At 56.6% G+C, this 13,986-nt stretch carries 8 protein-coding genes; 3 read left to right on the top strand and 5 right to left on the bottom strand.

The window, feature by feature from the left end:
- Nucleotides 1-24: 24 nt before the first annotated feature.
- The 4 genes from mtgA to uxuA all read right to left on the bottom strand — a co-directional run bounded on the left by mtgA (nt 25) and on the right by uxuA (nt 5,184).
- The gene (gene mtgA, locus KB890_RS16895) at nt 25-750 is read right to left on the bottom strand and encodes a monofunctional biosynthetic peptidoglycan transglycosylase (RefSeq protein ID WP_004144927.1); all 726 of its coding nucleotides are present in this window, start codon (nt 748-750) and stop codon (nt 25-27) included.
- Entirely contained in the window at nt 747-1,400 is a 654-nt protein-coding gene (elbB, locus tag KB890_RS16890; protein WP_004181418.1) for an isoprenoid biosynthesis glyoxalase ElbB, read from the bottom strand. Before elbB ends, mtgA begins: the two co-directional genes overlap by 4 nt.
- Nucleotides 1,401-1,633: 233 nt before the next feature.
- On the bottom strand, nt 1,634-3,973 hold the full coding sequence (gene arcB / locus KB890_RS16885; RefSeq protein ID WP_002918444.1) for an aerobic respiration two-component sensor histidine kinase ArcB: 2,340 nt from the start codon (nt 3,971-3,973) through the stop codon (nt 1,634-1,636).
- A 146-nt stretch (nt 3,974-4,119) separates the two neighbouring features.
- Nucleotides 4,120-5,184, bottom strand: coding sequence for a mannonate dehydratase (gene uxuA, locus KB890_RS16880; protein ID WP_004181419.1), 1,065 nt, complete (start codon nt 5,182-5,184; stop codon nt 4,120-4,122).
- 296 nt (nt 5,185-5,480) lie between these two features.
- Between uxuA and KB890_RS16875 the strand changes: the two genes are divergently transcribed.
- Together KB890_RS16875 and KB890_RS16870 are read left to right on the top strand one after the other, a co-directional pair.
- Nucleotides 5,481-6,497: a Zn-dependent oxidoreductase gene (locus KB890_RS16875; protein WP_004181420.1), complete on the top strand. Its 1,017-nt coding sequence runs from the start codon at nt 5,481-5,483 to the stop codon at nt 6,495-6,497.
- Between the two features lie 85 nt (nt 6,498-6,582).
- Nucleotides 6,583-7,866: an MFS transporter gene (locus KB890_RS16870; protein WP_002918453.1), complete on the top strand. Its 1,284-nt coding sequence runs from the start codon at nt 6,583-6,585 to the stop codon at nt 7,864-7,866.
- 51 nt (nt 7,867-7,917) lie between these two features.
- Here KB890_RS16870 and KB890_RS16865 read toward each other — a convergent pair whose 3' ends face one another.
- The gene (locus KB890_RS16865) at nt 7,918-8,850 is read right to left on the bottom strand and encodes a tRNA modification radical SAM protein MnmL/YtqA (RefSeq protein ID WP_002918455.1); all 933 of its coding nucleotides are present in this window, start codon (nt 8,848-8,850) and stop codon (nt 7,918-7,920) included.
- Nucleotides 8,851-9,523: 673 nt separating this feature from the next.
- On the opposite strand from KB890_RS16865, the gene gltB reads away from it, so the two are divergent.
- Nucleotides 9,524-13,984, top strand: coding sequence for a glutamate synthase large subunit (gene gltB / locus KB890_RS16860; RefSeq protein ID WP_004144939.1), 4,461 nt, complete (start codon nt 9,524-9,526; stop codon nt 13,982-13,984).
- Nucleotides 13,985-13,986: the final 2 nt, after the last annotated feature.

Below are 13,986 nucleotides of genomic sequence, written 5' to 3'. Positions count from 1 at the left end.
CAGCCCCGGCGCCGGAGTAACCTGCTAATAGAGCTTATGCTCGCGCATGAACCCTTCCCCGCCCAGCTGTCGCATCTGGCGTAAGATCCAGGCCTGACGACTGCGCACATAGCCTGACGGCGCATCGGCGCGATAGCGGATCGGGTTCGGCAGCACCGCGGCCAGCAGAGCCGCTTCCCCCGGCGTCAGCTGACTGGCGGGTTTATGAAAATAGCGCTGGGCGGCCGCTTCCACACCAAATATCCCATCGCCGAACTCGGCAATATTCAGGTAGACGGTCAGGATCCGCTTTTTACTCCACACGGTTTCGATCCCGACAGTCAGCCCGGCTTCCAGCCCCTTACGCAGCCAGCTGCGGCCATCCCATAAAAACAGGTTTTTCGCCGTCTGCTGCGACAGCGTTGACGCGCCGCGGATGCGGGTCTCGTGACGTTCATTGTGCGCCAGCGCTTTCTCAATCGCCGACACGTCGAACCCCCAGTGTTCCGGGAACTTCTGATCTTCGGCGGCAATCACCGCCAGCCCCATCCATGGGGAGATTTTATCCATAGCGACCCAGTCGGAATGCGCCAGATAATGGAAATCGCCGGACAGCCAGGCGCTCACCTGCCGCTCAAGCATCACCGCCGAAAACGGCACCGGCAGCACGCTAAACAGCGCGATCCCCCCGCCCCAGAAAACGGCGGCGATCAGCAGCAGACGCAATGCCAGACGTTTTAGCAGCGCAAAGGGCGCAATGCGGAGCCTCATGCGCTCAGCGCCAGCACGCGGGCCACCAGCTTCTCAATTCCGGTGGCGGCTTGCGCAATGTCCTCCGCCAGCATATACGCCGGAGTGGTGACCACTTTGTTGTCTTCATCCACCACGATGTCGTCGACCGGGCAAGGCACGTGCTCTGCCCCCATCTCTTCCACCACATCGGCGGTATCAAGATCGGTCCCAATGGTTATCCGCAGCGGAAACGCAAAGATTTTCGGCAGCATCGCCGGGGCAATGCACATAAAGCCCAGCGGCTTGCCGGTCTGATGCATCGCCAGCGCCAGGGCCCGCAGATCGGGATCCACCTGGCATTCGCTGCCCTCGGCGGCGAAGCTGCTTAGATTTTTCGCCGCGCCGAAGCCGCCAGGGACGATCAGCGCGTCCAGCGTCTCCGCACGCGCCTGCGCCAGCGGCAGGATGTCGCCGCGGGCGATACGCGCTGCTTCCACCAGCACATTGCGCTGCTCTGGCATCGCCTCCCCGGTTAGATGGTTGATGACATCGCGCTGCGGTTTATCGGGCGCAAAGCACACTGCCTGCGCGCCGTTGCGCGCGATCGCCAGCAGGGTAATCACCGCCTCATGGATTTCACTGCCGTCGTACACGCCGCAGCCGCCCAGTACCACACCAATTTTTTTCATCGCTTTCGCTCCTCCATGCAACTCGCTGAAACCAGTCAAAAATGTCGATTAACTCGCTATGCTTCACATATTTTACTGATTCATGTAACAAATTAGTTAAGCTTTGCTATCTTAATGAGCGAGCAATCCACTTCTTCGGTTGCGCCACGTAACAACATCACTCAAACAACACTGGCTCAACCACCAGTTCCCTGGTGTTGGCGCAGTATTCGCGCACCCCGGTCTGTCCGGGGTCATTTTTTGCTGGCTTTCGCCACCCACGCCTTCAGTACCGCTACATCGTTTTGCCACTCGGATTTCATCTCTTCAACCCATTCAGCGACATTATCAGACCAGGCAGGCAGATCCGGAGTCTGGATCTGCTGGCCCAGCTGCTGGATGTGGCGCAGTCCGATAGAACCGGCCGCCCCTTTGATCTTATGCCCCTCTTCGACAATCCCTTTTTGGTCGCGGGCGGTCAGATTAGACTCCAGAACGGACATGTAGCCCGGCATCATCTTCTCAAACACCGCGAGACCATCGTTGATAAGCTTCGGTCCCACCAGCTCGATATATTGCTCCAGCATATCGGTATCCAGCACCGCGTCGGCTTTATGCAGATCAGCCGCCGGCGCTTCCTGCGCTTCCTCATCCGGTGCATCCCAGAATTTCTTGATCATGGCCGTTAGCGCTGGCACCGATAGCGGCTTACTCAATACATCGTCCATCCCGGCGTCGAGATACTCTTTCTTATTCTTCAGCACGTTGGCGGTGAGGGCGACCAGCGGCGGTAGCTCGTCAGCGGCAAAGCGCTGTTTCAGTTCACGGGAAATATCCAGTCCGGTCATGTCCGGTAACTGAATATCCAACAGCACAAGGTCATATTCGCCTGGCTCAAACATCTCCAGCGCGGCTTTCCCGGTCATCGCCACATCAACGCTGTTACCCAGTTTTTCCAGCACTGAACGGGCCACAATAACGTTGAGCTCAATGTCCTCAACCAGCAGCACGTTGAGCGCCGGTAATGGCATGTCGTCTTCAGCCAGCGTATCTTCCACTTCTTCCGCAATGGCAGGCGCATGGACAGTAAGCGTAAAGGTCGCCCCTTTACCCGGCTGGCTGGTAACGCTGATATCACCGCCCATATTACGCGCCAGGCGACGCGAGACGGCGAGACCAATCCCGGTTCCGGTGGCCGGTTTGCCGCCGTGGCTGTCTTTGACCTGGTAATACATGGCGAAAATTTTGTCCTGTTCCGCTTCAGGAATACCAATTCCGGAGTCTTCCACTTCGAAGTGCAGGATATCGCCTTCGTCATAGCGCACGCGGACGTTCACCCCTCCGCCCTGCGGGGTAAACTTCACGGCGTTGCTGATAAGATTCCACAGGATCTGCCGCAGGCGGGTCCCATCCGTGATTACCTTATGCGGCAGCGGCAGGCTCGGCTCCAGCACAAAGCGCAGCCCCTTCTGCTGTGCCTGCAGGCCGGATAGGTTTTCAAGGTCGGCAAGGAAGCTGGTGAAGTCCACCGGCTGGTTATCGAGCTGCACCTTGCGGCGCTCCATTTTGTCCATGTCGATAATATCATTGAAGATATTCCCCAGCGTCACCGCCGAGACATGGATAGTTTTCAGGTATTTTTCCTGCTCGCTGGTCAGTTCGGTATCCAGCAAAATTCGGCTCAGCCCGACGATCCCGTTTAGCGGGGTACGCAGCTCATGACTGATGGTAGAAATAAAGGTGGTTTTATCCCGGCTGGCGCGCTCAAGAGCGTCCTGATAGCGTTTACGTTCGGTGATATCGCGGCCGAAGCCCATCAGGCCGCGACGCTTACCGACGCGATCGTAGTAGGGGACCTTGCGGATTTCAAAGCACGCTTTGCGGCCATCGGGATAGTCCAGCCACTGCTCATAGGTCAGCGATACATTATGGCGGAACACCTTCTCGTCGGTCTCCAGTACCTTTTCCGCCGCCTCTTCGCTATAGACGTCCTGCGGTTTGAGGTGGATCAGCTGTTTCTCGCTTTTGCCGGTCAGCAGCTCCATCGCCCGGTTACAGCCTGAAAACTCCTTATCCTCATTGCGATAGAAGACCAGGTCCGGGGAAGCATCAAGGAAAGAGCGCAGAAAGGAGGATTGCTGTTCGAGCTGGATCTGCGTCTCTTCACGCTCTTTCATCTCAATCTTCAACTGCTCGAGGGTGGTCTCGCGCTCGGCTTCCGCTTTTTCACGTTCGCCAATCTCCTGATTCAACTGCGCGATGTTATCTTTCAGTTGGACGTTCAGCTTTAGATCGCGCTCACGCATCTCCTCCAGCTTGTCCACTAGCCGCGAAAGACGCTGACGGGACTCTTCGAGCTGCTCCACCACCACCGAGAGAAAGTAGACCGCCCAAGGTGTGATCAGCAGGCCAAAGAAGATAGAGCGGATAACGTCGATACTTTCAACCTGGCCATGCAGCACCATGGTAACCGCCATCTGTACCACGATGGCCAGCACCACCAGCGCAAGAGCCAACAGCATCGAAAAGCGGACCAGACCCAGCTTCATCATCAGGTCGACATAATACTGCGCCAGCATACGAATTTGCTTCATAGGGGATTCCTTCACGACAACTCCGCACAATAATACTCAATTCTGAGCAATGCGCTGTAAGTTGTGCAAAAAATGCGGGCAGGAGTCGATACGGCGGCCGGCCGCTGAGGCGAACCAGCCGCAAAAGAGGGGGATCAGAAGAGGGATTAACGCTTGCTTAACGCCTCCCAGAGTCCTTTCAGGTAGGTTACGCCGAGGGCGCGGTCGAACAGGCCATAGCCCGGCCGTCCGGTCTCTCCCCAGATAAAGCGACCATGATCCGGGCGAATATAGCCGTCGAATCCGTTGTCATACAGCGCTTGCATCACTTTGTACATATCGAGGGAGCCGTATTCTGACGGATGGGCGCACTCGTAAAAGTCTTTATCCTGTATCAGCTTTATATTGCGGACGTGGGCAAAATGAATTCGCTTACGCCGGGTAAATTCGGCCAGGATGGCGTACACGTCATTATCAGGATCTTCGGCAATCGAGCCGGTGCAGAGCGTAATGCCGTTGGCGGGTGAATCGACGGCCCGGCAGATCCAGTCCAGATCGTCGCGGTTTTTGACCACCCGCGGCAGGCCAAAAATGGAGTACGGCGGGTCGTCCGGGTGGATCGCCATTTTCACCCCAACCTCTTCGCAAACCGGGATCACCGCCTGCAGAAAATAAACCAGGTTCTCCCGCAGCTTCTGATCATCCACCGCGCTATATTTGGCAAACAGGGTCTGCACCTCCGCCAGCCGTTCCGGCTCCCAGCCCGGCAAGGCGAAGCCGTTTGAATTCTCAAGCACCTCCTTCACCACGTCTTCCAGCCGCTTATCGATATCTTTCTTCTCAAACGCCATCGTCAGCGAGCCATCCGGTAGGACGTAGTTCATATCCGTCTTCATCCAGTCGAAAACCGGCATGAAGTTATAGCAGATGACTTTAACGCCAAAGCGGGCAAGGTTGCGGATGGTCTGCTGGTAGTTGGCAATATAGCGGTCACGGGTAGGTAGGCCGATTTTGATGTCGTCATGGATGTTGACGCTCTCGATCACCTCCATTTTCAGGCCTGCGGCATGGGCCTGACCGACCAGACGCTCAATTTTATCCACCGGCCATACTTCGCCCACCGCGACGTCGTAGAGCGCGCCGACCACCCCCTCAACGCCAGGCACCTGGCGAATATGTTCTAATGAAATCTTGTCTTCCTCTGGTCCAAACCAGCGCATTGTCATCTGCATTGTCTTCACCTGCTCAACTTAGTTTAATTTACCCTACTACCATACCAGCAATCATAGATGATTGAGCGTTGGCTGTCGTGATAGCGATCACATTCCTGCCGACCGGCTCGCCAGCGGTGAATGCGTCGGTGCATTCATAATTTTTTTCAATTTATTTCAATAGATTAATCATGCCATGGCTTTTTCTGCCGAGCTTTCTCAAATGTGATCCAGGCCTGATTATGATCTTTTGCATACTTGTATGGTAATAAAAGTAGCGTAATTTGTTCAGAAAAAAGACAATGGAAGGAATCAAAATGAGAAGCGTCGTCGTCAAAGAGCCAGGCCAACTGAACATTGAATCACGTCCGGTTCCAGTTCCGGGCGCCCATGAAGTACGGGTGAAAATTGCTTTTGCCGGGATCTGTGGTTCCGATGTACACATCTATCACGGCCACAACCCTTTCGCGAAATATCCCCGCGTCATCGGCCATGAATTCTATGGCATCATCGACGCCGTCGGCGAGCAGGTATCTCCGGCACGCATCGGCGAGCGTGTCGCGGTGGACCCCGTTGTCAGCTGCGGCCATTGTTATCCTTGCTCGGTAGGAAGGCCGAATGTCTGTACGCAGCTCCAGGTCATAGGAGTTCACCGCGACGGGGGATTTAGCGACTATGCCTGCGTGCCGGCGAAAAATGCCTGGCGCATCCCCGAGGCTATCAGCGACCGTCAGGCAACGATGGTTGAGCCTTTTACCATCGCGGCAAATATTACCGCCCAGCTGCAGCCCACGGCGCAAGATGTTGCCCTGGTTTACGGCGCTGGCCCGATGGGGCTGACTATCATTCAGGCGCTAAAGGGGGTATATGGCGTTAAGCAGGTGATCGTCGTGGATCGCATTGCCGAACGTCTGCAGATGGCCCGGGAAAACGGCGCCGATCTGACGCTCGATAACACTGACCAGCCGCTCGCGGAACAGCTGGCGCAGCGGCAGCTTGCCCCCACGCTGGTCATTGATGCCGCCTGCCACCCGGCGATCCTGCAGGAAGCCATTCTCCTCGCCTCCCCCGCCGCCCGCATCGGTATACTCGGTTTCTCCGGCGAGGCCTCAACCCTCACTCAGCAAAGCATCACCAGTAAAGAAATTTCTATTTTCTCCTCCCGGCTGAACAGCGGGCGTTTTCCGCTGGTCATCGACTGGATGGAGAAAGGCCTTATTCGTCCGGAGGCGTTAATCACCCATTGTATGCCGCTGGAGCAGGTGAAAGAGGCCATGGAGATTTTTGCTAACGACCGTAAGACCTGCTGCAAAGTGCTGCTGCAGCTGGGTTAAACCGGCATCGTATAGAATAACGGCCGACGGATATCTGCGTATCCGCCGCGCCTGATATAAATAATATAATGAGCATGGTGTTATCATGGGAAAAAATATCCGCTGGATTATCGTCCTGTTATTATTTTTAGTATATATGATAAATTATCTTGACCGGGTGGCATTATCCATTACGGTCCCGATGATTGAAAAGGACCTTGCACTTAACGCTGAACAATTCGGCATTATTTTCGGCAGCTTTTTCTTCGGCTACGCGGTATTTAATTTTATTGGCGGTTTGGCCGTGGATAAGTTTGGCGCAACGCTGGTAATGGGCCTGGCGGTCGGTCTGTGGTCGCTGTTTTGCGGCTTAACCGCGGTAGCCACCGGCTTTTATTCCATGCTGGTGCTGCGGGTGCTTTTCGGGATGGCGGAAGGCCCGATCTGCGCATCGGCGAACAAGATGATCAACGGCTGGTTTCCTAAAAAGCAAGCGGCTACCGCCGTCGGCTTTCTCAGCGCAGGCTCTCCGCTGGGCGGCGCGGTCGCCGGCCCCATCGTCGGTTACCTGGCCCTGGCATTCGGCTGGCGCCCGGCTTTTATGATTATTTTCGCTATCGGTATTGTATGGATGATAGCGTGGTTTTTCATTGCCGCTAATTCGCCCGAAAAGCACAAAAAAGTCAGCCAGGAAGAACTTAAGCTGATTAATAAAATGAAAGAAGAAGAAGTCGCGCTGGAAACAATAGAAAATCAAACAGCTCACTCGCTGGGTTATTATTTGAAACAGCCAATTATTCTGGTAACGGCCTTTGCCTTCTTCTGCTACAACTATATTCTGTTTTTCTTTCTCAGCTGGTTTCCGTCCTATCTGGTACAACAGCACCATCTGGATATTAAACAGATGAGCCTTACCACTATGATCCCATGGATAGTCGGCTTTGTCGGTCTCGCGCTTGGGGGCTATATTTCCGATAAAATTTTTAAACTCACCGGGCGCCTGCTGCTGTCGCGCAAAATTGTGCTGGTGGTATGCCTGCTGATGGCCGCTATCTGCGTGGGACTGGCGGGTACCGTCAGCAGCGTCGTGCCTGCCGTTCTGCTGATGTCGGTCTCCATCTTTTTCCTCTATGTAACCGGGGCGATCTACTGGGCGATCATCCAGGACGTGGTGCATAAATCCCGCGTCGGCGGCGCCAGCGGCTTTATCCATCTTATCGGCAGCGTCTCCGGCATCGTGGGGCCGATTGTTACCGGCTATATCGTGCAGTCTACTGGTAAATTTGACAGCGCTTTCGTACTCGCCGGCACTATCGCCGCGCTTGGCGCCCTGCTGGTGCTGTTCGTGATCAAAACTCCGCGTGTGACGATGAAAGCCAGCCAGGCATAAATGGCAGGAGCGCGATGTCCGGCATTGTTCCGGACATCGCGCTCGTACTTCTCACTCAGCCTGGGGAGCAACCCAGCTACGGCCCAGCGCCGAGCCCTGAGCGCCCTGCTGATTCAGATAACGATCCAGTTCAACCATGCCGGTCCAGCGATTTTCACACCACAGCGGCGCCAACAGCGTGGGCCGACGGGCGCTGGCGGAAATACGGTGGTAGATCACCTCCGGCGGCGTATGGCGGATCATCTCTCCAGCGGTGACGGTATACGCCTCCAACTCAATGCCATCGAGACGCCCGGCCTGCCACGCTTTGGCCATAATGCTGCCTTTCACAATATGCAGTGGATGCAATTTGATCCCATCCACGCCGGTCGCCACTACCTGCTCCAGCGTCTGCAGACAATGCCCCTGGCTCTCTCCTGGCAGACCGACGATCAGATGCGCACAGACTTTCAGCCCCCGCTCTCGCGCCAGGCGCGCGGTACGCTGATAACAGGCGAAATCGTGTCCACGGTTAATGCGATGCAGGGTCTTGTCATGAGCAGTTTGCAGCCCCAGCTCCAGCCATACCTCATACCCTTGCTGATGGTATTCACTCAGCAGGTCAAGGACCGCCTGCGGAACGCAGTCCGGGCGGGTGCCGACGCACAGGCCAACGATATTTGCGGCACTGACGGCCTGACGATACATTGAACGGAGCACCTGCACTTCAGCGAAGGTGCTGGTGTAGGCCTGAAAATAGGCCAGATAGCGCTTCGCCCGGTTGACGAGCTGCGCCTGATGAGCGAGCTGTTCGGCGATAGAGCGATGCTGCTGCGCCTCATCGGCAAATGATGCCACGTTACAGAAAGTGCAACCGCCGCGGCCCAGCGTGCCGTCGCGGTTTGGGCAGCTAAAACCGCCGTGCAGCGTTAGCTTATGGACCTTTTCGCCATAGCGACGCATAAGATCCCCACCAAACATATTGACTAATTTCTGTAACTGCATAATCTGATAGACCGCCCTCAACAAAGGGGGCCAAGCCTGCCACTTTTCGTCACCGACGGCGATGACCTGGATCAATCGTCAGCGCGGCGACCAACCCTATTGCATAAACAATCAAGATTACTGCAATTTCATTCAACCACCAGGTGATGAGTTTTCCTTATATTTTATCTTCGCATTGCCCTAATCTGCTTTCTGGTAAAAAACGGTATTAATGTCCAGTAGTTAAAAATATTGCAGTCAAATATGCTAATAATGAAATGTATTTCAGCGCATATTGGTAATGCAAAGCCGCGTGCACAGTGAGACAGATCACACTAGCCGCACCACCAGCAGGCGTATTCAAAGCGTAAAAATTGCCATTATTTTCTTTAATAACAATTAGTTAACTTGTGTATAGCACATTTTTGTATTAATAAGATTGCCATTTGACGTAAGTGTGGATTCCCGATAAGTTGGGAATCCGCTGGAAGCTTTCTGGATGAGCACTCTGCTCATCATATTTATGCAGTAATTGAGATTCCCTCTTAACAGCAAGTCCTCAAACTTGTGTACCGATGCGAAAAGGATTTAAAGAGGGCGAATGCGAGGTGTAAACCCCGTCGCCATGCTCTTTCTGTGCCTGTGCGCAATCGGTATCGGAGGGTGTCCGTAGAGCCTGGGGAGGTTCACTGATATGTTGTACGACAAATCCCTTGAGAGGGATAACTGTGGTTTCGGCCTGATCGCCCACATAGAAGGCGAACCTAGCCACAAGGTAGTGCGAACCGCAATACACGCACTGGCCCGCATGCAGCACCGTGGCGCAATCCTTGCCGATGGTAAAACCGGCGACGGTTGCGGTCTGCTGCTGCAAAAACCCGATCGTTTCTTCCGCATCGTTGCCGAAGAGCGCGGCTGGCGTTTAGCCAAAAACTACGCCGTTGGGATGCTGTTCCTGAATAAAGATCCTGAGCTGGCTAAAGCGGCGCGCCGCATCGTTGAAGAAGAACTTCAGCTTGAGACCCTGTCGATTGTCGGCTGGCGCGATGTGCCGACCAACGAAGGCGTGCTCGGTGAAATCGCCCTCTCCTCGCTGCCCCGTATTGAGCAAATCTTTGTCAACGCCCCGGCTGGCTGGCGCCCGCGCGATATGGAGCGCCGTCTGTTTATTGCGCGTCGTCGCATTGAAAAACGTCTGCAGGAAGACAAAGATTTCTACGTTTGTAGCTTGTCCAATTTGGTCAACATCTATAAAGGTCTGTGTATGCCGGCGGATTTGCCGCGCTTCTACCTGGACCTCGCGGACCTGCGCCTGGAGTCGGCTATCTGCCTGTTCCACCAGCGCTTCTCCACCAACACCGTACCACGCTGGCCGTTGGCGCAGCCGTTCCGCTACCTGGCGCACAACGGTGAAATTAACACCATTACCGGCAACCGCCAGTGGGCCCGCGCCCGTACCTATAAGTTCCAGACCCCGCTGATCCCTGACCTGCACGACGCCGCGCCGTTCGTTAACGAAACCGGCTCCGACTCCAGTTCCATGGACAACATGCTGGAGCTGCTGCTGGCCGGCGGGATGGACATCGTGCGCGCCATGCGTCTGCTGGTGCCGCCAGCCTGGCAGAACAACCCGGATATGGATCCGGAGCTGCGTTCGTTCTTCGACTTTAACTCCATGCATATGGAGCCGTGGGACGGCCCGGCGGGCATCGTCATGTCCGATGGCCGCTACGCGGCCTGTAACCTCGACCGTAACGGTCTGCGCCCGGCGCGCTACGTCATTACCAAAGATAAGCTCATCACCTGCGCCTCCGAAGTCGGCATCTGGGATTACCAGCCTGACGAAGTGGTCGAGAAAGGCCGCGTGGGCCCGGGCGAGCTGATGGTTATCGATACCCGTGCCGGACGCATTCTGCACTCAGCGGAAACCGATGACGATCTGAAGAGCCGCCATCCGTATAAAGAGTGGATGGAGAAAAACGTTCGTCGCCTGGTGCCGTTCGAAGATCTGCCGGACGAAGAGGTTGGCAGCCGCCAGCTGGATGACGACACGCTCGCCAGCTACCAGAAACAGTTTAACTACAGCGCGGAAGAGCTGGACTCCGTCCTGCGCGTGCTCGGCGAAAATGGCCAGGAAGCAGTCGGTTCGATGGGCGATGACACGCCTTTCGCCGTGCTCTCCAGCCAGCCGCGCATTATCTACGATTACTTCCGTCAGCAGTTCGCCCAGGTGACTAACCCGCCGATCGACCCGCTGCGCGAAGCGCACGTCATGTCGCTGGCTACCAGCATCGGTCGCGAAATGAACGTCTTCTGCGAAGCGGAAGGCCAGGCGCATCGTCTGAGCTTCAAATCGCCGATCCTGCTGTACTCCGATTTTAAACAGCTGACGACGATGGAAGAAGAGCACTATCGCGCCGACGTCCTCGATATCACGTTCAACCCGGCAGAGGCCTCCCTCAGCGAGACGGTGAAAGCGCTGTGCGATAAAGCGGAGCAAATGGTGCGCGACGGCACCGTGCTGCTGGTGCTCTCTGACCGCAACATCGCCAAAGACCGTCTGCCGGTACCGGCGCCGATGGCCGTTGGCGCGATCCAGACCCGTCTGGTCGATAAAAGCCTGCGCTGCGATGCCAACATCATCGTTGAAACCGCCAGCGCCCGCGATCCGCACCACTTCGCCGTGCTGCTCGGCTTTGGGGCGACGGCTATCTATCCATACCTCGCCTACGAAACGCTGGCGAAGCTGGTCGACAGCAAAGCCATCGATAAACCGTACCGTGCGGTGATGCTGAACTATCGCAACGGTATCAACAAAGGTCTGTATAAGATCATGTCCAAGATGGGGATCTCGACCATCGCCTCCTACCGCTGCTCGAAGCTGTTCGAAGCGGTCGGTCTGCATCGCGATGTCTCCGATCTCTGCTTCCAGGGCGTGGTCAGCCGCATCGGCGGCGCCAGCTTCGACGACTTCCAGCAGGATCTGCTGAATCTGTCGAAACGCGCCTGGCTGGCGCGTAAGCCACTGGCCCAGGGCGGTTTGCTGAAATATGTGCACGGCGGCGAATATCATGCCTACAACCCGGACGTGGTGCGCACCCTGCAGCAGGCCGTGCAGAGCGGCGAATACAGCGATTATCAACAATACGCGAAACTGGTTAACGAACGTCCAGCGGCCACGCTGCGCGACCTGCTGGCGCTCAACCCAGGCGAAGACGCCATCAGCATCGACGAAGTAGAGCCGGCGAAGGAGCTGTTTAAACGCTTCGATACCGCGGCGATGTCGATCGGCGCCCTGAGCCCGGAAGCGCACGAGTCGCTGGCGGAAGCGATGAACAGCATCGGCGGCTTCTCCAACTCCGGTGAAGGCGGTGAAGACCCGGCGCGCTACGGCACTAATAAAGTGTCGCGCATCAAGCAGGTCGCGTCCGGCCGCTTCGGCGTCACGCCAGCCTACCTGGTCAATGCCGACGTCATCCAGATCAAAGTCGCCCAGGGGGCGAAACCGGGTGAAGGTGGCCAGCTGCCGGGTGATAAAGTCACCCCATACATCGCCAAACTGCGCTATTCGGTACCGGGCGTCACGCTGATTTCCCCGCCGCCGCACCACGATATCTACTCTATCGAGGATCTGGCGCAGCTGATTTTCGACCTCAAGCAGGTCAATCCGAAAGCGATGATTTCGGTCAAACTGGTTTCTGAGCCGGGCGTTGGCACCATCGCCACCGGCGTGGCCAAAGCCTATGCCGACCTGATCACCATCGCCGGCTACGACGGCGGCACCGGGGCGAGCCCGCTCTCTTCGGTGAAATATGCCGGCTGTCCGTGGGAGCTCGGCCTGGTGGAAACCCAGCAGGCGCTGGTTGCCAACGGTCTGCGTCATAAGATCCGTCTGCAGGTGGATGGCGGCCTGAAAACCGGTCTTGATATCATCAAAGCGGCGATCCTCGGCGCGGAGAGCTTCGGTTTCGGTACCGGCCCGATGGTCGCGCTGGGCTGTAAATACCTGCGTATTTGCCACCTGAACAACTGCGCTACCGGCGTGGCGACCCAGGATGACAAACTGCGTAAGAATCACTATCACGGTCTGCCGTTCAAAGTGACCAACTACTTTGAATTTATCGCCCGTGAGACCCGCGAGCTGATGGCCCAGCTGGGCGTCAAGCGTCTGGTGGATCTGATTGGCCGCACCGATCTGCTCAAAGAGCTGGATGGGTTCACCGCCAAGCAGCAGAAACTGGATCTGGGTAAACTGCTGGAGACCGCAGAGCCGCATCCGGGCAAAGCGCTGTACTGCACCGAGAACAACCCACCGTTCGATAACGGCGTGCTCAACGCCCAGCTGCTGCAGCAGGCGAAACCGTACGTGGATGAAAAGCAGAGCAAGACGTTCTGGTTTGATATCCGCAACACCGACCGCTCCGTGGGGGCCTCGCTGTCCGGGTATATCGCCCAGACCCATGGCGACCAGGGACTGGCGGGCGACCCGATCGTCGCTCACTTTAGCGGTACCGCGGGCCAGAGCTTCGGCGTGTGGAACGCCGGCGGCGTGGAACTGCATCTGACTGGCGACGCCAACGACTACGTCGGGAAAGGCATGGCGGGCGGTCTGCTGGCCATTCGTCCGCCGGTGGGCTCTGCGTTCCGCAGCCATGAAGCCAGTATTATCGGCAACACCTGCCTGTACGGCGCGACCGGTGGTCGTCTGTACGCCGCAGGCCGCGCGGGCGAGCGTTTCGCCGTGCGTAACTCCGGCGCCATCACCGTGGTGGAAGGCATCGGCGACAACGGCTGCGAATATATGACCGGCGGCATCGTCTGCGTGCTCGGAAAAACCGGCGTCAACTTTGGCGCAGGGATGACCGGCGGCTTTGCCTATGTCCTGGATGAAGATGGCGACTTCCGCAAACGCGTGAACCCGGAGCTGGTGGAAGTGCTGGACGTTGATTCTCTGGCCATCCATGAAGAGCACCTGCGCGGTTTAATCACCGAGCACGTACAGCTTACCGGTTCGCAACGCGGCGAAGAGATCCTCGCCAACTGGCCGGCCTTCTCCGCGAAGTTTGCGCTGGTTAAACCAAAGTCCAGCGATGTTAAAGCACTGTTGGGTCACCGTAGTCGTTCCGCAGCTGAGCTGCGGGTGCAGGCGCAGTAAGG

Source organism: Klebsiella sp. P1954 (assembly GCF_018199955.1).
Taxonomy (GTDB): Bacteria; Pseudomonadota; Gammaproteobacteria; order Enterobacterales; family Enterobacteriaceae; genus Klebsiella; species Klebsiella pneumoniae.
This window is presented reverse-complemented; position numbering and strand designations above follow the sequence as displayed.